The organism is Caproiciproducens sp. (assembly GCF_053840905.1).
On sequence record NZ_JBNLXQ010000025.1, the window covers coordinates 1 to 18,236 of the forward strand.

17 protein-coding genes, 1 tRNA gene and 1 pseudogene are annotated in these 18,236 nt (G+C 55.8%); 4 read left to right on the top strand and 15 right to left on the bottom strand.

The window, feature by feature from the left end; genetic code table 11:
- Positions 1–482, bottom strand: a 482-nt coding sequence (locus ACQGQ5_RS15470) for a bifunctional 4-hydroxy-2-oxoglutarate aldolase/2-dehydro-3-deoxy-phosphogluconate aldolase (RefSeq protein WP_455737368.1), incomplete at its 3' end; no start/stop codon positions are given.
- Between the two features lie 30 nt (positions 483–512).
- A complete protein-coding gene (locus ACQGQ5_RS15475) occupies positions 513–1,268 on the bottom strand; it encodes an SDR family oxidoreductase (protein WP_455737369.1) in 756 nt (251 codons plus the stop codon).
- A 363-nt stretch (positions 1,269–1,631) separates the two neighbouring features.
- Between ACQGQ5_RS15475 and ACQGQ5_RS15480 the strand changes: the two genes are divergently transcribed.
- The 3 genes and pseudogenes from ACQGQ5_RS15480 to ACQGQ5_RS15490 all read left to right on the top strand — a co-directional run bounded on the left by ACQGQ5_RS15480 (position 1,632) and on the right by ACQGQ5_RS15490 (position 3,425).
- Positions 1,632–2,345 carry a GntR family transcriptional regulator gene (locus ACQGQ5_RS15480; protein WP_455737370.1) on the top strand — a complete coding sequence of 238 codons (714 nt, stop codon included), beginning with the start codon at positions 1,632–1,634 and terminating at the stop codon, positions 2,343–2,345.
- A 133-nt stretch (positions 2,346–2,478) separates the two neighbouring features.
- Positions 2,479–2,613: pseudogene (locus ACQGQ5_RS15485) on the top strand (CD1845 family protein); the annotation flags it as partial.
- 251 nt (positions 2,614–2,864) lie between these two features.
- Positions 2,865–3,425 carry a flavin reductase family protein gene (locus tag ACQGQ5_RS15490; RefSeq protein WP_455737371.1) on the top strand — a complete coding sequence of 187 codons (561 nt, stop codon included), beginning with the start codon at positions 2,865–2,867 and terminating at the stop codon, positions 3,423–3,425.
- Positions 3,426–3,731: 306 nt separating this feature from the next.
- On the opposite strand, the gene ACQGQ5_RS15495 is transcribed toward ACQGQ5_RS15490, so the two are convergent.
- The 9 genes from ACQGQ5_RS15495 to ACQGQ5_RS15535 all read right to left on the bottom strand — a co-directional run bounded on the left by ACQGQ5_RS15495 (position 3,732) and on the right by ACQGQ5_RS15535 (position 12,779).
- Positions 3,732–5,363, bottom strand: a complete 1,632-nt coding sequence (locus ACQGQ5_RS15495) for a xylulokinase (RefSeq protein ID WP_455737372.1) — start codon at positions 5,361–5,363, stop codon at positions 3,732–3,734.
- Complete coding sequence (locus ACQGQ5_RS15500) at positions 5,363–5,881, bottom strand: hypothetical protein (protein WP_455737373.1); 519 nt, start codon at positions 5,879–5,881, stop codon at positions 5,363–5,365. The genes ACQGQ5_RS15495 and ACQGQ5_RS15500 overlap by 1 nt, the downstream gene beginning before the upstream one ends.
- Before the next feature lie 298 nt (positions 5,882–6,179).
- Positions 6,180–6,265 (bottom strand) — tRNA-Leu (locus tag ACQGQ5_RS15505).
- A gap of 45 nt (positions 6,266–6,310) precedes the next feature.
- On the bottom strand, positions 6,311–7,582 hold the full coding sequence (locus ACQGQ5_RS15510) for a methionine gamma-lyase family protein (protein WP_455737374.1): 1,272 nt from the start codon (positions 7,580–7,582) through the stop codon (positions 6,311–6,313).
- Positions 7,583–7,675: 93 nt separating this feature from the next.
- On the bottom strand, positions 7,676–8,410 hold the full coding sequence (locus ACQGQ5_RS15515; RefSeq protein WP_455737375.1) for a GNAT family N-acetyltransferase: 735 nt from the start codon (positions 8,408–8,410) through the stop codon (positions 7,676–7,678).
- On the bottom strand, positions 8,403–9,434 hold the full coding sequence (locus ACQGQ5_RS15520) for a M42 family metallopeptidase (RefSeq protein ID WP_455737376.1): 1,032 nt from the start codon (positions 9,432–9,434) through the stop codon (positions 8,403–8,405). The genes ACQGQ5_RS15515 and ACQGQ5_RS15520 overlap by 8 nt, the downstream gene beginning before the upstream one ends.
- Positions 9,434–10,450, bottom strand: coding sequence for a M20/M25/M40 family metallo-hydrolase (locus ACQGQ5_RS15525; protein ID WP_455737377.1), 1,017 nt, complete (start codon positions 10,448–10,450; stop codon positions 9,434–9,436). Before ACQGQ5_RS15525 ends, ACQGQ5_RS15520 begins: the two co-directional genes overlap by 1 nt.
- An 81-nt stretch (positions 10,451–10,531) precedes the next feature.
- Positions 10,532–11,917, bottom strand: coding sequence for a UDP-N-acetylmuramoyl-L-alanine--D-glutamate ligase (murD, locus tag ACQGQ5_RS15530; protein ID WP_455737378.1), 1,386 nt, complete (start codon positions 11,915–11,917; stop codon positions 10,532–10,534).
- Between the two features lie 157 nt (positions 11,918–12,074).
- Positions 12,075–12,779: a gamma-glutamyl-gamma-aminobutyrate hydrolase family protein gene (locus ACQGQ5_RS15535; protein WP_455737379.1), complete on the bottom strand. Its 705-nt coding sequence runs from the start codon at positions 12,777–12,779 to the stop codon at positions 12,075–12,077.
- A gap of 186 nt (positions 12,780–12,965) precedes the next feature.
- Between ACQGQ5_RS15535 and ACQGQ5_RS15540 the strand changes: the two genes are divergently transcribed.
- The gene (locus tag ACQGQ5_RS15540; RefSeq protein ID WP_455737380.1) at positions 12,966–14,243 is read left to right on the top strand and encodes a PepSY1/2 domain-containing protein; all 1,278 of its coding nucleotides are present in this window, start codon (positions 12,966–12,968) and stop codon (positions 14,241–14,243) included.
- A gap of 3 nt (positions 14,244–14,246) precedes the next feature.
- On the opposite strand, the gene argF is transcribed toward ACQGQ5_RS15540, so the two are convergent.
- The 4 genes from argF to argJ all read right to left on the bottom strand — a co-directional run.
- Entirely contained in the window at positions 14,247–15,155 is a 909-nt protein-coding gene (gene argF, locus ACQGQ5_RS15545; protein ID WP_455737381.1) for an ornithine carbamoyltransferase, read from the bottom strand.
- 50 nt (positions 15,156–15,205) lie between these two features.
- Positions 15,206–16,384 (bottom strand): acetylornithine/succinylornithine family transaminase, encoded by a 1,179-nt coding sequence (locus tag ACQGQ5_RS15550; RefSeq protein ID WP_455737382.1) that lies wholly within the window; start codon positions 16,382–16,384, stop codon positions 15,206–15,208.
- 62 nt (positions 16,385–16,446) lie between these two features.
- Positions 16,447–17,304, bottom strand: coding sequence for an acetylglutamate kinase (gene argB, locus ACQGQ5_RS15555; protein ID WP_455737383.1), 858 nt, complete (start codon positions 17,302–17,304; stop codon positions 16,447–16,449).
- Positions 17,305–17,330: 26 nt separating this feature from the next.
- Positions 17,331–18,236, bottom strand: a 906-nt coding sequence (gene argJ / locus ACQGQ5_RS15560; protein WP_455737384.1) for a bifunctional glutamate N-acetyltransferase/amino-acid acetyltransferase ArgJ, incomplete at its 5' end; no start/stop codon positions are given.

Below are 18,236 nucleotides of genomic sequence, written 5' to 3' on the forward strand. Positions count from 1 at the left end.
GGAATGTGTCCCAGCGGTCCTCTGATCGCTTTTATGTAATCCGGCCCGAGCAGTCCGGCGGGGAAGAGCTTTACAATGTCAGCGCCCTCGCGGTAAGCGGCTACCGCTTCCGAAGGGGTGAAGGCGCCCGGGATGGAGAGCTTTCCGATCGCTTTGGTCCGGCGGATCACCTTTTCGTCCGTGTTGGGGGAAATCATATATTCGGCGCCGGCCTCCGCCGCCGCGTTCACCTGTTCTTCCGTCAGCACGGTTCCGGCTCCCAGAAAAATCTGATCCCCGAAGGTTTCTTTTACAAGCTTTATGGAGCGGAAGGTTTCCAGCACGGTTTCGCCGCTGGTCTGGTCAATGGCGATTTCCAGGCAGGGAATGCCTCCGGCCGCCAGCGCCCCCGCCGTTTCCACGATCTGCCCGGACGTTACGCCCCGGACAATGGCAATGAGTTTTCGTTTCCTGATTTCCTGTAAGATTTGAGCGGTGTCCATATCGGTTCTCCTTTTCGCGGGGATCGGCGTTTATCTGGAAAGGTACCCGCCGTCAATGGGAATCACTGCACCGGTCACGTAATCGGAGGCCCGGGAAGCCAGAAAAACAACGGTTCCTTTTAAGTCGTCCGGGGTGCCCCAGCGCCCGGCGGGAATGCGCAGCGTAATTTCATGGTTGCGGACCGGGTCGTTGATAATGGCGGTATTCAGCGCGGTGGCCATATATCCGGGGGCAATGGCGTTCACATTGATCCCCTTTGACGCCCATTCGTTGGAAAACGCTTTGGTAAGCTGTGCCACCGCCCCTTTTGAAGCGGCGTAGGGCGAGCAGGTGTAACCGCCGAAAAAGCTGAGCATGGACGCGACGTTGATCATCTTTCCTGTCCCCTTTGGGATCATTGCTTTCGCTGCCAGCTGGCTCATCTCAAATACCGCCGTAATGTTCAATTCAATCAGGCGGTCCCATTTGTCCAGCGGAATCTCCTCCGCAGGGCCGCGAACCTGCATCCCCGCATTATTCACCAGAATGTCAAGGCCGCCCAGCTTCCGGACTGCGCCGTCAAATCCGCGTTTCAGGCCCTCCCGATCCATCAGATCCGCCTGCACTCCGTAAAACGCAAGCCCGTCCGCCGACATGGCGGCGGCAATCTTTTCCGTTTCGTCGATTCTGTCCATAATGGCAACCGCCGCCCCGGCTTCGGCAAGACCCTGTGCAATTTTCTGGCCCAACCCCGCAGCCGCGCCCGTAACAATTGCTTTTTTACCGTGCAGATCAAATAAATCCAAACTGCTTCCTCCTTTATCAGATGCTTCTTTTTTACGTATGTTCCGTATTGACATTCCAATTATATCCATATTGGAACTCTGTTGGTATTCCATAGGTATATATTATCACTAATTTCTAAAATTATCAATAAGTTGATTCAAAAAATATAAAAATTATGTACTCATCCAATTCGTCTATCATTTTTTCAACAATTTTTACAATAAACACATGTTAAAAAATATACAATTTAGATTCTTTACAAAATTTATTCCAAATGCTATAATACATTTGGAATACCAGTTTTAATAATATTGGTTTTTTGTATGGATGGCATTTCTAAATGTCTTTCTTTAATATTTTATTTAGTGAGGTTATCTTTATATATGGATGCAACATTAATCCCATATGAAAAAACAGAAAAATCAAAATCACAGGCGGTATACAAAATTCTAAAGGAACAAATTATTACGAATCAGCTCAAGGCTGGCACGCTGCTTGTCGAGCGGCAGCTATGTATGGCTCTAAACACCAGCCGCAGCCCCATTCGGGAAGCCATTCAGCGCCTGATTATGGAGGGCCTTGTCATCAGTCTTGGCACCTCGGGCAATATGGTCAGTGAAATACGGTATGAGGATATTGCACGCATATATGATATACGCGAATATCTGGAGGGGCTTGCCGCCCGCCTTTGCGCACAGTCGCTGCGCTCAGACCAGATTCAGGAACTGTGGGAGATTTATCACACAATGGAGAACCACCTGAAGCTGCAGCAATACGATCAATACTTTGACACCGATAATCAAATGCACAACTACATTGTGGAACATTCTGGGAACGACCTTCTTATCCGCATTCACAGAACGAATCTGGACGGTCAGATACGGCGTATCACACGGCTGATTGAAAGGAACCGGAATGAAATCCGAAAAGCCCAGGAATACCATTTGAAGCTGATTACCGCGCTGGAAAATCATGACGGCGAACGCGCTGAAAAATTGCTGCGCACCCATATCCGAAACAGTAAAATCAATCATCTTCATCTCTTTGCTCCCAATATTCTCGGAGCTCATTCCGACATTCACCTGCCGGGCATATAATCGAATAGGGCTCAGGAAACACAGAAAACACGCCAAAATCAGGCAGCGTTATGGTGACTGCCAACTCTGGGGTGTTGTTTTCTTCCAAATCAAACGTCAGTCGGAAAATGCCGACATAAACCTGAGGAAAAGCTCGGTGAAAAACGGTATGATCCTGCTGGTGATTGCGTTTCTCGTCAGCCCGATGGGACTTCCAATGGCGGCGGCGTGGCTGCCAGACAAAATAAAGAATTTACGGTACACTATACAGGATCGGATTGATAGGTGAAATGTCCACAGCGTGGTATAATAGAATCATCCTAGTGATGTAGGGATGTCCCTGTGAATGATAAGGAAATCATCGGCATGCATTCTTCTATGGTTCGTCAGATACAAAAGCGGAATTGGCCGCCCGGTGAATGTGCGATGGACATCGGTGCCCTGCCGAAGCAAATACAGCGTTGAAAAACGCGACGGCAGAGATCGAGGATAACAATTAGCAAATATTATATAGTACAAAGCGAAAGGACTGTCGATACCATGAGAAAGAATTTTGGAGCAAAACCGCTGTCTTATCCGCAGCCGGTATTTATCATTGCTACCTATGATGAGAATGGCACACCCGACGCGATGAACGCAGCGTGGGGCGGCATCAGCGAGGCAACCGAGGTTTCCATGTGTCTGAGCGCGGAGCATAAGACCGTCAAAAACATTCTGGCGCGCGGAGCGTTCACCGTCAGCATGGCGGATGCGGCGCATATAGCCGAGTGCGATTATGTGGGCATTGTGTCTGCAAACGATGTGCCAGACAAATTCGCAAAAGCCGGTTTCCATGCTGCCAAGAGCAAATTTGTGGACGCGCCGCTGATTAACGAATTGCCAATGGCGCTTGAGTGCAGGCTGAAAAGCTATGATAAAGAAAGCTGCCGTTTGGTGGGAGAGATCATCAACGTCTGCGCCGATGAAAATGTTCTCAATGAGAGCGGAAAAATTGACCTCGCAAAGCTGCACCCGATTACCTTTGACCCAGTGAGCAACGCCTATCATGTGATTGGAGAAAAGGTTGGCAATGCTTTCAAGGATGGCACGAAGCTGAAATAATTCAGAGCGAATTGCTGTTTAAAAAGTCCGATTGGGTATTTCCAATCGGACTTTTTCTATCTCAAATCGAAGAGAGGTGGGGAACAGAAACAGGACGGATACGCTCCCGAAGATCTCCGCTCTGTCCTCTCCGGCAAAAAGCACAGGACGTGCAGACGCACGGTGAAATTGTGCGTCCAAAGGGCATTGAGAGCCTGCCGCCAACAAACAATCGGGACAGTTTTCTCCCTGCGAAAACTGTCCCGATTAACAAAGTGGGTACTGCTTTGCAAGTTACCCGTACCACCACTACTGGTTTTGATAATGCTAGAACAGACTTTGACAAATCTCCTGACACTTCAGGTAAGCGGCATACGCTTCGTCATAAGCAGCCTTCTTCGCCGGATTCGGCTCATAAAGTCTTCCTTTTTTCACATATCTCTCAATGGCGTCCTCCGGCGTGGAGAACAGTCCAGCGGCCGTGCCAGCGATCATACCAGCGCCGATACCGGTCGCATTTTCTGATTCCATCACCTGGAACGGAATACCAAGGCAATCGGCTTTCATCTGATTGCACAGCTCAGATCGCGTTCCGCCGCCGGTACCGATAATCACATCCGGCCTGTCTACGGAGGTATTGATCACCTCAATACAGTCCCGGATTGTAAAGACATTCGCCTCATAGACCGCATGGGTCATGTGAGGGATGTTATGGTTCATCGTCAAGCCGAAGAACACACCGCGGGCATTGCTGTTAGCCGCCGGAGTGATCTGGCCCTGTAGGAACGGCAGGAACAGCAGGCCATCGGAACCGGGCGCAATGGAGATCGCCGCGCGGTCCATCTCACTGTAGTCACACCTTGCGATAGTGTCCTTATACCAGCGCAGATTGCCGCCGGTAATCAGAGAAGCATTTTCCAGCGTCCAATATTTTCCATCCGCGGAAATATGGGTCAGCATAGTGCCCACGGAGTCGTAGACCGGCTTCGTAATATAGGTAGAGATTGAGGTGGAAGTGCCGCTGATATCCATCACCTGACCAGGCTGAGACATGCCAGACCCAAGCATAGCAACCTGATGGTCACTATCACCCACTACGACCTTGGTATGTACGCTGAGTCCAAGTTCTGCAGCACGCTTGGGTCGCACTGTTCCTGCAATCTCGTAGCCGCTTTTGACCTCAAACATCTTGTCCATATCCAATTCAGCTGCTTGGAAGATAGCCTCTGACCAAGTTTTGGTGCGGATGTCATAGATCTGCGTATAGGATGCGCCGCAATATCCGTTGATTGGAGTTCCAGTCAGATAACCCACGAAAAAGGAAGTTGCCTCGCAGAAGTAACGGGCCTTTTTGTAGACTTCCGGCTTATTCTCTTTGATCCACATGATCTTTGTGACATCCTGGAACGGCGTGATTGGAGAACCGGAGATAGCCAGCGCATCCGATTCGGAGATTTTCCGGCTCAGCCGGTCAGCCTGTTCGCCGGTTCGGCTATCCATCCAGATGATGCAGTTGTCGATAGGATTGCAATTTTCGTCCACAGGAACGATGGAAGCATCTATACACGCAAACGCAATCGTGCCGATATCCTCTGCGGTGATGTTACCCTTGTCCTTAATCTGCGCCAAAATTGTTTTCAGCGAATCCAGCCAAAGGCTTGCATCGCATTCCGCCCAGCTAGGCTGAGGATACTGCGGGGTATATGCACCATCGTAGCCGTAGCTGTTCCACTTAGTTCCCCAATTGGAAATCGACCAGTCATACCAGTTGTCTTTGCCGTACTTTTCACGCTCGGCCATACCGAGATTTCCACGAAAGATATGCGCAGGCATCGGAATGACCTTGTTGAAGTCAATGCTGCCGAGGCCGATCTTATCATCTCTGATATCCTCGAACATCGCCCTGACCTTTTCCGGATCGCCGGATACTCTTAAAATATTAGTTACATGATTTGGCATTACCTCATTCCTCCCATCGTCATGCCGAAACCGAAGGACTGGTTGTCTTTCAGCTCATCCTCCGGTTTGATGAAGAAGCGGTCACTGCTATCCCAAAAGCTGAGATACAGCTCACCGTCCTCCACCTTGATTTCCCTTTGTTCCAGCCCCTCGCCCCAACCGTCAGAAAATTGTGAAGAAAGCCATTCTGTCAACTCCACAAGCTCTGAAACAGAAAGTGAACCGTGAGTTTGCACCTCGGTCACACCCCACAGTTCGCCGTTCCATTCCTCTACTGAGGGATTGATGCTGTACACCTTTCGGCTGAGATCATCATCAAGGTAAACGGCGAGGCCACGCTCGCCCTCGCTGGGCAGCTTTTCTTTCTGGATAAGGGCAAGGATTTTGTCCTCATGTTCTAAAATTTCACCGGCAGATAAATCCTCCCGATAATCATCAAGATCACCCCATTCATTTTCCCTGTAGATGTGAGGGAAGAGGGGGCTGAAGAGCCGCAGGGTCTGCAGTTCATTTTTCATGGTGCATCCATCCTTTCATTTTGTTTTTGAGCAACAAAAAAAGCGGCTGTGTTTTTCAGTTACGAAGAACACAGCCGCTTCAAAATTGCCCATAGGGTATTGGCTTTATTAAATTGCTAACCGGACTGATCCCGGCCAAAAACAAGAAACACCCTTTCTTGTTAAAAAGCAGGGTGCATAAGATGCAAGCAAGCTGCATCTATGAAAAACGAGGGTCTTGAATTTTTCATTCAAAACCCTCGTCAGGCCGCATAAACACTGGCTTTTTCAGCCCTGTATCTATTTTGACCTAATCTTCTGGTGCGGATAACAGGACTTGAACCTGCACGAGGGTTACTCACCAGAACCTAAATCTGGCGTGTCTGCCAATTCCACCATATCCGCGTGCGAAAGCTATTATACCGTAACAACAGCTTTTTTGCAAGCCCTTTATCCGCCCAGAATCCCCTGCTCCAGCATGGACTGGGCGGCCAGCATCGCGCCGAGACGGCCGCTGTGGTAGTTCAGCCCGCCCTGCATCCATGCGGCGTAAGGCTCGCGCAGGGGCGCGTCCGCGGAAAGCTCAATGGAAGCGCCGAGCGTGAACGCGCCCGCGGCCATAATCACCTTGCAGTCGTAGCCGGGCATATCCCAGGGCTCCGGGGTCACAAAGGAATCCACGGGAGCGCCCTTCTGCACCCCTTTGCAGAAAGCGATCAGCGCCTCTTCGCGGCGCAGCAGCACGGCCTGGATGATATCGGCGCGCGGTTCGTCGTACTTCGGGGTGACGTCGTACCCGAAAAGACTGAACAGCGCCGCGGTAAACGAGGCGGTTTTCAGCGCTTCGCCGGTGACATGCGGCGCGTGGAAAGCGCCCATGAACAGCTCCCGGTTGTTGCCGAGGGTCGCGCCGATTTCGCGGCCGGTCCCCGGCGTGGTCAGGCGGTAGGAACAGCTTTCCACCAGATCCTTGCGTCCGGCGATATACCCTCCGGTAGGCGCGACGCCGCCGCCCGGATTTTTGATCAGCGAACCGGCCATCAGGTCTGCCCCGCGGCCGACCGGTTCCGCCGTCTGGACAAACTCGCCGTAGCAGTTGTCCACCATCACGATGCAGTCCGGCGCCTTGACTTTTACAGTCTTCGCTATTTTTTCAATATCCTCCACAAAAAGGGAAGGCCTCAGGCTGTATCCGCGCGAACGCTGGATATAGACCATCCTGATTCCCGGATTGACCCGCCGCCCGATCTCTTCGTAATCGGGCGTTCCGTCCGCTTTCAGCTCCAGCTGTTCGTACCGGATACCAAATTCCTTTAAGGAGCCGTTCCCGTCGCCGGTAAGGCCGATGACGCCGCGCAGGGTATCGTAGGGAATCCCCGTTACGCTGAGCATCACGTCGCCCGGGCGCAGCACCCCGAACAGCGCCACCGTCAGCGCGTGGGTGCCGCTGACGAAATTATAGCGCACAAGCGCGTCCTGGGCGCCGAGCGCCGCGGCATAAACCGCGTCCAGCGCGTCGCGCCCGCGGTCGCCGTAGCCGTAGCCGGTGGACGCCGCGAAATGGCTTTCGCTGACCTCCGCCTGATTAAACGCCGCCATCATCTTCTGCTGGTTGTAATCGGTAATCCCGTCGATTCTTTCCAGAACCGGCGCAATTATTTTCGACGCCTTTTCCGAGGCGTCCTTTATCTTTTTATCGATTGTGAAATAAGGGTAAAGCATGTTTGTTCCTCAACTATTCCTCATCATTGGCAAAGCGGGCCCGCCGTCCCGGTCCAAAGGGGAGTCAGCCCGCCCGCATATCTGCCGAAGATATCAAATCTTCATTTCTGTAAATTCCCCGCATCCTGAAAAGCCGTAGGAGCGGTAGAAATCCTCGTTTTCATCCTGAGCGCGCAGAATAAAAATCCTTCTGCCCGACAGCTGGGAAATCAGCGCCGAAAGCGTTTCATGCCCCAGCCCCTTTCTTCGATGCTCAGGGTCTACGCAGACCGCCGACAGCACGGCCGTCTGTTCCGTCCGGGTGGAGCAGATCGCGCAGGAAACCAGCCTGTCCCCCTGACGGATTCCCGCCGTCACGGCGGTATCGTGACGGATGCGGTGGGACATATCCATATAAAACGGCTCGAACTCCGGCGGCGTAAAGCTCTCCGAAGCGCAGGCCGAAAGGAGCGCGTGAATGTCGCGCAGGCTGGGGTTCGCTTCAAACAGGGACCGCGGCTGCACAGACGAAGCATTGTCATACCGCATGATCTGCCCGCGCTTTGTAACCGGGAACCCGATTTTCCGCGCCGCGCCGGAGCCGCAGAGCAAACGGTCCGCGCCCGTCATGCGGATAAAATCGGCCAATTCCTCAAAATCCGCTTCCCCGGCGTCCAGAATCACCGTGTCGTCCAGCTTGCACAGCAGCGTACCGGTTTCCTCCTGCGCCCAGAACTGGGCAAACGGCTCGTTCAGGCCGTAAGCCCGAGCGGTGGAAAGAATCTGACACCCGAACACTGTCGCGCCGAACGGGGAAAGAGCCTCTTCATATTCTACTTTTTTAATCATCTTGTTCCTCGCCCGCAATCCTGTCCGCAAGCTCACAAACAAGCTTCTGCGCGGAAATGAAGTCCTCCTGTGATATCAGGCTCACCGCGGAATGCAGGTACCTGCACGGAAGGGAAACCGCAACGGTTCTTACTCCGCCGCGGGAAACGTGGATGGCGCCGGCGTCGTTTCCGCCCGCGACAGCCCGTTTCGGCTGGCAGCTTACCCCGGCCTTTTTGGCCGCCTGAAACGCCAGCTGATAGTATTCCTTATCGTAAATCGTACGCCTGTCCATAAAGGAAATCACCGCGCCGCCGCCGACGCAGCAGACCCGGTTTTCTTTATCCACCCCGGCCACATCCGCCGCCGTGGTGCTTTCCAGAACGATCGCCGCCTGCGGCTCCACCGCAAAGGCCGCCGTCCGGGAACCGATCAGCCCGGTTTCCTCCTGTACGGCGAACACAAAATACAGATCGTATTTCAGCTCGCTCTGAATCATACGGATCAGCATGGCGCACCCGGCCCGGTCGTCGAGCGCGCGGCTCTTGATCATGCCGTGGGACGTATCGAAAACGGAGTCGAAGGTGACCGGGTCCCCGGGGGTGACATACCGCTCCGCTTCCTCCCGGTCCTTTGCGCCGATATCGATATATAATTCCTTCACCGGTACGGATTTTTCCTTTTCTTCCTCCTCCAGAAGATGGATCGGCTTTGCGCCGATCACCCCGCCGACACCCGCGCCGACCGTGACCGGCCTGCCGCAGAGGACGCGGCGGTCGATCCCGCCGACGGTCTCAAATTTCAAAAGGCCGTCGTCCGCAATATCGGTCACGATCATGCCGACCTCGTCCATATGGGCGTTCAGCATCAGCTTGGTTCTGGGGCGTTTCGCGCCCTTTTTAAAGACGATGATACTGCCGAGCGGAGTAATTTCAATGCTCGTGGCGTACGGCTGGATTTCCTCCAGAATGATCTTCCGTACTTCCTCCTCCTGTCCGGAAATGCCGCGCGCCGTACACAGGCGCTGCAGAAGCTTCCAGTCCATCACTCCACCCCCTTTATGTATTCCGCGATCAGCCGGGCGGTATCTTCCAGATCCGTAAGGTCGACGACCTCGACCGGCGTGTGCATGTACCGGAGCGGGATGGAAACCAGCTCCGACTTTACGCCCCGGCGCGATGCCGCGATCTCGTCGGAATTCGTTCCCGTTGAGCCGCCCATTACGTCGAGCTTATAGGGAATCCCGTTCTTCTTCGCCGTTTCGATCATCGCGCCGGCCATTTCACGGTCGAGCGGGGGCGCGATGCCGATCATCGGGCCGCCGCCCAGCTTCCCGCATTTTTCCGGCGGGACGTGCGGCTGTTTGGCAAAGCTGACGTCCACGATCACCGCATGGGTCGGGTTGACGGAATAGGCGCCCGTCAAAGCGCCCTGGCCGCCGACCTCCTCCCGGCTGCTGAAAAGAAGGGTGACTTCACAGCCAAGGTCGCAGCCGGAAAGCAGCTGCGCGCAGCGGATCAGCGCGGCGACGCCCGCGCGGTCGTCCAGCCCAGGGGCGGTTACCCGCGTACCCAGAAGGCTTTTCGGCGCGGCGCAAAACAGAATCCGGTCGCCAGGACGGATCAGCTTTTCCGCTTCTTCCCGGGAAAGCCCCGCGTCCACCGCCATTTTTTCCACCGGAAGCACCTTATCCTCGCTGCCGTCCGAAAGATGGGGCGGCGTGCAGCAGACAATGCCGGTCAGCGTTTCTCTGCCGTAAATGGTGACCGGGCTGCCCGGCATGACACGGCGGTCCACCCCGCCGCTGCGGTCAACCCGGATAAATCCGTGCTTATCAATATTGGTTACAATCAGTCCGATCTGATCGATATGCGCGTCAAGCAGAATATGCTTTTCCGCGCCGGGCTTCCCCATTTTCGCAATCACGCTGCCCATCTTGTCAATACGGGCCTGCGCGTATCGGGAAAGCTCTTCCACCGCTGTTTTTGCCGCGGCGTTTTCGTCCCCCGGTGTGCCGGGAGCCGCGCAAAGGCGAAAAACAAGCCTCTTCAGTTCATCCATGGTATTCACTCCGTTATCTGCTATATTCCTGACTGGTCAGTTTTTTACTGTGTTGATCTATGTAAAGGGAAAACGGCCGGATTACAGCCGTTCCACCAGTTTTTTGAATTCCTCTCCGCGCGTTTCGTAGTTCGGGAACATGTCGAAGCTCGCGCAGGCCGGCGAAAGGGATACGATGTCGCCCGGTACCGCCTCGGCCCGGCAGGCCTGGACCGCTTCTTCCAGCGAGCGCACCCGGAGGATCTTCGGGCCGCCCTCCCGGTAGTTCGGCGCCGCCTTGACGCTCCGCTCGATTTTGTCCGCGGTCGCGCCCATCAGCACCAGCGTCTTTACGCTGTCCGCCACGGCGGGGCCGAAGGAGTCGAACGGGATTTTTTTGTCGTAGCCGCCCGCGATCAGAATGATCTTGCGGTCGAAAAGCTTCAGGGTCCCGTTCGCCGTGCGGCTCGGGGTGGTCCCGATGGAGTCGTTGTAATATTTCACGCCGTCCAGCTCCCGCACAAATTCGTTGCGGTGCTCCACACCGGAAAAGGCGCGGGCGGTCTGAACCATCACATCCGTGCCGACGGTCCCCCACAGGGCGCAGACGGCGGCGAGGTAATTTTCAATATTGTGGCCGCCGGGGATCCGGATCTCCGAGGCGCTCATCACGGGGATGTCCTTCCCGTCCAGCGACAGGATGATCTCGTTTTGATCGTTGAGCCACGCGCCGCGCGCGCATCTTCCCTTCCGGCTGAACATCAGCCTGTCGCCGCGGACATCCTTTGCGAAGCCGGCCGTAATTTCATAGTCCGCGTTGAGCACCGCGCGCCCGAAGGCGTTCTGGTGCAGAAGGATATTCTTTTTCGCGTCGATATACTCCTGCATGTCCTTATGCATGTCCAGATGGTTCGGGGTGACGTTGGTCACCACGGCGACGTCCGGGCTGCGGCGCATGGAAATCAGCTGGAAGCTGGAAAGCTCCACCACCGCCACGTCGTCGGGATGGATGCTTTCGATTTCGGGCAGAAGGGGCTTGCCGATATTTCCGCCCAGATGGACGGTTTTTCCGGCCGCTTTGAGCATTTCCGAAAGGATGGTGGTCGTGGTGGTTTTTCCGTCGCTGCCGGTCACCGCGAAAATTTTACAGGGGCACAGGTCGAAGAAAACCTCCATTTCAGAGGTGACCGCCGCGCCGCGCTCGCGGGCCGCGTTCAGCTCGGGCAGATAATATTTCATGCCGGGCGTACGGAAGATGATGTCTTCGTCAAGATCGTTGAGATAGCCCTCCCCCAGCTTCAGCGTGACGCCCAGCTCTTTCAGCCCGCCGGCCGTTTCGCCCAGCTTTTCCTCCGTCCGCCGGTCGCGGGCCGTTACGGCCGCCCCTCGCCGCGCGAAGATTTTGATCAGCGGCAGGTTGCTTCCGCCGATGCCGCAGAAGGCCACTTTCTTTCCCTGTATCGAACTGTAAAATTTCTGAATATCCATAGATGCCTCCGGCTTGTTTTTCAGTCGCAGCAATTTTCTGCTCCGGTTTCTTTCCCGCAATATCGGTACTGCAATATTACCTATTATACTTTCGCGTACAAAAAATAGCAAGTAATGGCAAAGAAAAACGGCCTGCCGCCGCGCACGGCAGGGAATATTATCCCTTTGCGGCGCTGAGGAAAGCGCGGAAAAGGTTCCCGCTTTCCGGCCCGGGCAAATACTCCGGATGCCACTGCACCCCCAGAAAAAACCGCTTTCCCGGCATCCAGACGCACTCCGCCAGCCCGTCCGCCGAGCTGGCGGCGCACCGGAGCGGCGGCGCAAGGTCTTTTATCGCCTGATGGTGCATGCTGTTGACCGTCATTTCCGTCTTATGAAGGATGGCGCAGAGCGGGCTTTCCTTCTCAATGACAATACTATGCACCGCCACATCGTAGGGGGGCTTCTGATTGTGGGCGACCGGCAGTCCCCGCACCTGCGCCGGGATATCCTGGTACAGGCTGCCGCCGAGCGCCGCGTTCATCAGCTGGATGCCCCTGCAGATGCCCAGCATGGGCTTGTCGAGCTTTACGGCCCGGTTCAGCAGAAGGATTTCAAATTTATCGCGCCGCGAATCGATCGGCCCGCAGAAGCGCAGCGTCTCTTCGCCGAACAGCGAGGGATGCACGTCCGGCCCGCCGGTAAACAGAAATCCGTCGCACAGCCCGGACAGCGCGGCAACGTCCTCCTCCCCGCCCGCCAGCGGCAGGACCAGCGGCACTCCTCCCGCCTCCTCGACGGCGCGCAGATAGTTCGGGCGCATCCAGAGCCGCTCCTGCTCCGGATCGTAAAGCGGCGTCAGGCCGATGACCGGTTTTGCCATAAAAATTCCTCCCGCTTTGATTTTTTTATGATATCACAGGCGCAGCGCGCCATTGTGGGATCCTGATGAACCGGCGAAGCGATATCATAATCGCCTGCGGTTATTATATCATAGGGATTCCTCATGAAACCGAAAAATCTGTATATTTTTGCCCCGCGTGTAAAAAATACCGTCATGGGGTGAAAAATGATGAATAAAAAAAGAATGATCTCGCTGATCGCCGTGATCGCGCTGATCGTAACGCTCGGGGCGACGACCGCGATGGGCTATGTTTCCGCAAACAAATATAAAATGAACCTGGAATACAACTACAAGCGTGCCTTAGGCGACCTGAGCGGCTGCGTCTCCAACATAGAAACCGCGCTGAACAAGGCCTCCTACGCGAACACGTCAACCCAGCAAAACGGGCTGGCCGCCAAGCTGATGAGGGAATCCAGCATGGCGAAATCCGCGCTGGCGGTGCTGCCGATCACCGACCATTCACTGGACAACGTGACCAAATTCATTACTCAGGTCGGCGATTACGCCATGACGCTGTCCACCAAAATTTCCGCCGGGCAGAAGATCGGCGAAGAGGACTACAAGACCATGAATCAGCTGGAAAAGTACGCCAAAACGCTGCAGTCCGGCCTGCAGAACGCAAAGACCGATATCGAGTCCGACCAGCTTTCCGGCGAGTTCAAGAAAACGGCGGAGGATTTTACCGATTTCCCCTCGCTGATTTACGACGGCCCGTTCTCCGACCATATCAGCCAGATGAAGCCGATGCTGACCGAGGGGCGCGGGCAGATCGCCCAGGGCAACGCGCAGAATATCGCGGCGGAATTCCTGGGGGTCACGCAGGACAAGCTTGCACATACGCAGGACACGGCGGGAAACCTGCCCACCTATAATTTTACCGCAAACAACGGCGGTATCCGCATCTGTGTGACAAAGGCGGGCGGGTTTGTCTCCAGCATGGAGAACGCGCGCGACGTGACCGCCGAAAACCTCAGCTACGAGGACGCGTCCAAAAAAGCCGCCGCCTTTTTGAAGGGCCGGGGCATTTCGGATATGAAGCAGACCTACTACGTCATCAACGACGGCATCTGCACGATCAACTACGCCTATGATAAAGACGATATTATCTACTACCCCGATCTGATCAAAATTTCCGTCGCGCTGGACGACGGGGAAATCGTACTGTTCAACTCCACGGGCTATATCATGAACCACCACGACCGCACGGTGGCCGCGAAAATCAGCGCCGATCAGGCGCAGGCTTCCGTCAGCAAAAAGCTGACGGTCAAAAAAAGAGGGCTGGCTTTGATTCCAACCCCCGGTCTGAGCGAAGTGCTCACCTATGAATTTGTATGCAGCGGACAGAATAACGAGCAGGTTCTGGTCTATATCAACGCAGCCACCGGACTGGAGGAACAGATTCTGATCCTGCAGGTCTCCGACAGCGGGATACTGGTCAAATAACCCTTATTTTCCGCCCATCAGGCTGACCAGCACGGCTTTCTGCGCGTGCAGACGGTTTTCAGCCTCGTCAAAAATTCCCTTCGCGTGTTTTTCAAACATTTCCGCAGTGATTTCCTCGCCGCGGTGCGCGGGCAGACAGTGCTGGACAATGGCGTCGCTCTTGGCGGCGGACATGATTTCCTCATTGATCTGGAAGCCCCTGAACGCATCGCGGCGTTTTTGCGCTTCCTCCTCCTGTCCCATGGAAGCCCACACGTCGGTAATCACCACGTCGGCGCCCTTTGCGGCTTCCTTCGGGTCGGAGGTCATGCTGAACGCGGGGTGCGTGACCGCGAAATCGAGGACCGCGGCGGCCGGTCGGTATTCCTTCGGGCAGGCGACGGCGACCTCCATCTTCATTTTCAGTCCGCCCACGATCAGCGAATTCATCATGTTGTTCCCGTCGCCGATGTAACACAGCTTCAGCCCGTCAAGGCTGCCCTTGTACTCGCGGATGGTCATCAGGTCGGCCAGCACCTGGCACGGGTGGGAAAAGTCGGTCAGGCCGTTGATGATCGGGATGGTGCCGTTTTGTGCCAGCGCTTCGACCTCCGACTGCCTGAAGGTGCGGATCATGATGCCGTCCAGATAGCGGGAAAGCACGCGGGCGGTGTCCTGCACCGGCTCGCCGCGGCCGATCTGAAGATCCTTCGCGGAAAGGAAAATCGGCAGCCCGCCCAGCTGGTACATACCGACTTCAAAGGAAACGCGAGTCCGGGTGGAAGCCTTTTCAAAGATCATTCCCAGCGTTTTCCCCGCCAGATGCCGGTGCTCGATGCCGTGCTTCTGCTCGTATTTGAGCTGGTCGGCAAGGTTCAGAACAGAGGTGATATCCTCGCTGGTCAGGTCAAGCATTTTCAGCAGATGTTTCATAGTTGCCCTCCTAAAAATCAAATGTTATTTTACCGTTTTTCTATCTTCCTTTATTTCAGGGTCCGGATCACTTTTTGCAGGACCGCGAGACCCCTGTCGATCTCTTCATAGGCAATCGTCAGCGGCGGCAGGAAGCGGAGCAGCTCTTTTGCCGTCAGCACCAGAAGGCCGTTTTCGGCGCATTTCTGCGCGGCCTCTTTGGCGCTCCCCTTTTTCAGCTTCGCGCCGAGCATCATGCCCAGCCCGCGGACAAACTCGATTTCCTCCATGGCGGAAAGCTTTTCCGTAAGGTACGCGCCCTTTTCACGCACCTCCCGTAAAAAGCCCCCGTCCCCGACCACGTCCAGCACCGCGAGCGCTCCCGCGCAGACGACCGGATTGCCGCCGAAGGTGGAGCCGTGCGAACCGGCGTCCATCACCCCGCCGAGGCGCCCGGTACAGAGGCACGCGCCGATCGGCAGCCCGCCGCCAAGGCCCTTCGCGCTGGTCAGGATATCCGGCACGATCCCGTAATTCTGGAAGCAGTAAAGCTTCCCCGTACGGCCGACGCCCGTCTGAACCTCGTCGACGATGAGCAGAATATCACGCTCCCCGCAGAACGCGGCCAGTTCCTTTACAAAGCCGTCTTCCAGCGGCAGAACGCCGCCCTCGCCCTGCACCAGCTCGATCATCACCGCGCAGGTGTCGTTCGTTACGTTTTCCTTTACGCTGTCCATATTGGGAAACGCGTAGGAAAAGCCCTGTGTCAGCGGGGCAAATTTTTCGTGGAACGCGTCCTGCCCGGTTGCCGCCAGCGTGGTGAGGGTGCGGCCGTGGAACGAATTCTGCAGGGTGACGATCCGGCACCGGTTTTTTCCGTATTTGTCGGCGGCGTACTTTCGCGCCACCTTGACCGCGCATTCGTTTGCCTCCGCGCCGGAATTCCCGAAAAAGACCTTTGAATATCCGGTCAGGGCGCAAAGCTTTTCCGCCAGCTTTGTCTGCATGGGCTGATAGTATAAGTTTGAGGTATGCTGCAAAGTCTCCGCCTGCTTCGCGACGGCCCGCGTCCACCGTTCGTCGCAGTAGCCCAGCGAATTAACGCCGATTCCGCTTGTAAAATCGACGTACTCTTTTCCGTCGCAGTCCACCGCGGTCGCGCCGTGGCCGGAAACAAGCGCCACGGGGAACCGCCCGTAGGTCTGCATAAGATACCTGTGGTCCTGTTCCTGAATTTCTTCCAAGGTCATTTCTGTCACCCCTATTTATGATTGCATTTTCCTTATTCGGCATTCCCCGGTCGTTCGGTCAGTCAGCAGAACATCGTGCCGATGCCCTCGTCTGAAAAAAGCTCGATCAGAATGGAGTGCGGGATCCGCCCGTCGATGATGTGCGCCCGGCTCACGCCCCGCCGCACGGCTTCGACGCAGCAGTCGATTTTGGGGATCATGCCCCCGCTGACGATACCCTGATTCTGCAGCTTCGGCACGTCGCTGACGTTGACGACCGGAATCAGGGTGCTTTCGTCTTCCTTATTGCTGAGAAGCCCTTTGATGTCCGTCATCAGGATCAGCTTGATCGCGCCCATTTCCGCCGCGATGCGCGCCGCGGCGATATCCGCGTTGATATTGTATACTTCCCCGTTTTCGCCGCCGGCGACGGTCGCCACGATCGGCACATAGCCGTTTGCCGTGGTCTGGGAAACGATTTCGGTATTCACTTCGGTAATTTCGCCCACGAAGCCGAGGTCTTCCCCCGCCGCGAGCTTTTTCGCCTTCATCATGCCGCCGTCCAGCCCGCAAAGGCCGATGGCCCGGCCGTTGTGCCGTTCCAGAAGCTGAACGAGGTCCTTGTTGACCTTGCCCGCCAGCACCATCTGCACAACGTCCACGGTTTCCGCGTCGGTCACGCGCAGCCCGCCGACAAAACGGCTTTCCTTGCCGATCTTTTTGAGCATCGCGCTGATTTCCGGCCCGCCGCCGTGCACCAGCACCACGTTGATGCCGACGAGCTGCATCAGAACGATATCGCTCATGACCGCGTCCTTCAGGTCTTCGTTCACCATGGCGTTCCCGCCGTATTTTACAACGACCGTCCTGCCCGCGTATTTCTGTATATACGGCAGGGCCTGAACCAGAACCCGCGCCCGGTCCGCATTGCTGATATCCATACTGTTCCTTCCTCCGTCCGCGTTCCTCAGCTCCGGTAATCCCCGTTGATTTTTACATAGTCGTAGGTGAGGTCGCAGCCAAACGCACAGGCATGGAACTCTCCGCCGTTCAGCGCCACATCCACATTGATTTCATCCTGCGTCAGGATTTTCTTCGCCTCATCCTCGTCAAAATCGATTCCCGCGCCGTTTTTACAAACCTCTATGCGGCCCGCCTTCGATTCAAACGCAACGTCCACCAAGCTTACGTCCACATCCGCGTCTGCGTAGCCGATCGCGCACAAAACGCGTCCCCAGTTTGCGTCCGCGCCGAACATCGCCGCCTTGAACAGGCTGGAGCAGATCACGCTTTTGGCAACCAGCCGCGCGTCCTTTTCGCTTCTTGCTCCCGTTACCCGGCAAACCAGCAGCTTGGTCGCGCCCTCGCCATCCTTTGCGACTTTTCTAGCAAGCGCGGTGCAAAGGGCGGTCAGCCCCTGCACAAAAAGGCGGTAATCTTCGGAGTCCCCCGTGATTTCCCCGTTCCCGGCGAGACCGGAAGCAAGGACGGCGGTCATGTCGTTGGTGGAGGTATCGCCGTCGACGCTGACCATATTGAAGCTGACGTGCACCGCTTCCTTCAAAGCGGCGTTCAGCGCGCAGGCCGAAATCGCGGCGTCCGTGGTCAGAAAGCAGAGCATGGTCGCCATATTCGGATGAATCATGCCGGAGCCCTTCGCAATGCCGCCGATATGGACGGATTTTCCGCCGATGGTCAGCCTGACCGCTAAATTTTTCACTTCGGTGTCCGTCGTCATAATCGCCCTCGCGGCGTCCCCGGAGCCGGTGGGCGAAAGCGCCTTTGCCAGCGCGGGAGCGGCCTGTTCGATCGGCTCGATCGGCAGCACCTGGCCGATGACCCCGGTGGAGGCGACGACCACGTCCTGCGGCGC

What these genes read in the sequence shown, in the direction of transcription:
- ACQGQ5_RS15480 (WP_455737370.1), top strand. Translation starts at nt 1,632, where the DNA reads ATGGATGCAACATTAATCCCATATGAAAAAACAGAAAAATCAAAATCA.
- ACQGQ5_RS15490 (WP_455737371.1), top strand. Translation starts at nt 2,865, where the DNA reads ATGAGAAAGAATTTTGGAGCAAAACCGCTGTCTTATCCGCAGCCGGTA.
- ACQGQ5_RS15495 (WP_455737372.1), bottom strand. Translation starts at nt 5,363, where the DNA reads ATGCCAAATCATGTAACTAATATTTTAAGAGTATCCGGCGATCCGGAA.
- ACQGQ5_RS15500 (WP_455737373.1), bottom strand. Translation starts at nt 5,881, where the DNA reads ATGAAAAATGAACTGCAGACCCTGCGGCTCTTCAGCCCCCTCTTCCCT.
- ACQGQ5_RS15510 (WP_455737374.1), bottom strand. Translation starts at nt 7,582, where the DNA reads ATGCTTTACCCTTATTTCACAATCGATAAAAAGATAAAGGACGCCTCG.
- ACQGQ5_RS15515 (WP_455737375.1), bottom strand. Translation starts at nt 8,410, where the DNA reads ATGATTAAAAAAGTAGAATATGAAGAGGCTCTTTCCCCGTTCGGCGCG.
- ACQGQ5_RS15520 (WP_455737376.1), bottom strand. Translation starts at nt 9,434, where the DNA reads ATGGACTGGAAGCTTCTGCAGCGCCTGTGTACGGCGCGCGGCATTTCC.
- ACQGQ5_RS15525 (WP_455737377.1), bottom strand. Translation starts at nt 10,450, where the DNA reads ATGGATGAACTGAAGAGGCTTGTTTTTCGCCTTTGCGCGGCTCCCGGC.
- murD (WP_455737378.1), bottom strand. Translation starts at nt 11,917, where the DNA reads ATGGATATTCAGAAATTTTACAGTTCGATACAGGGAAAGAAAGTGGCC.
- ACQGQ5_RS15535 (WP_455737379.1), bottom strand. Translation starts at nt 12,779, where the DNA reads ATGGCAAAACCGGTCATCGGCCTGACGCCGCTTTACGATCCGGAGCAG.
- ACQGQ5_RS15540 (WP_455737380.1), top strand. Translation starts at nt 12,966, where the DNA reads ATGATGAATAAAAAAAGAATGATCTCGCTGATCGCCGTGATCGCGCTG.
- argF (WP_455737381.1), bottom strand. Translation starts at nt 15,155, where the DNA reads ATGAAACATCTGCTGAAAATGCTTGACCTGACCAGCGAGGATATCACC.
- ACQGQ5_RS15550 (WP_455737382.1), bottom strand. Translation starts at nt 16,384, where the DNA reads ATGACCTTGGAAGAAATTCAGGAACAGGACCACAGGTATCTTATGCAG.
- argB (WP_455737383.1), bottom strand. Translation starts at nt 17,304, where the DNA reads ATGGATATCAGCAATGCGGACCGGGCGCGGGTTCTGGTTCAGGCCCTG.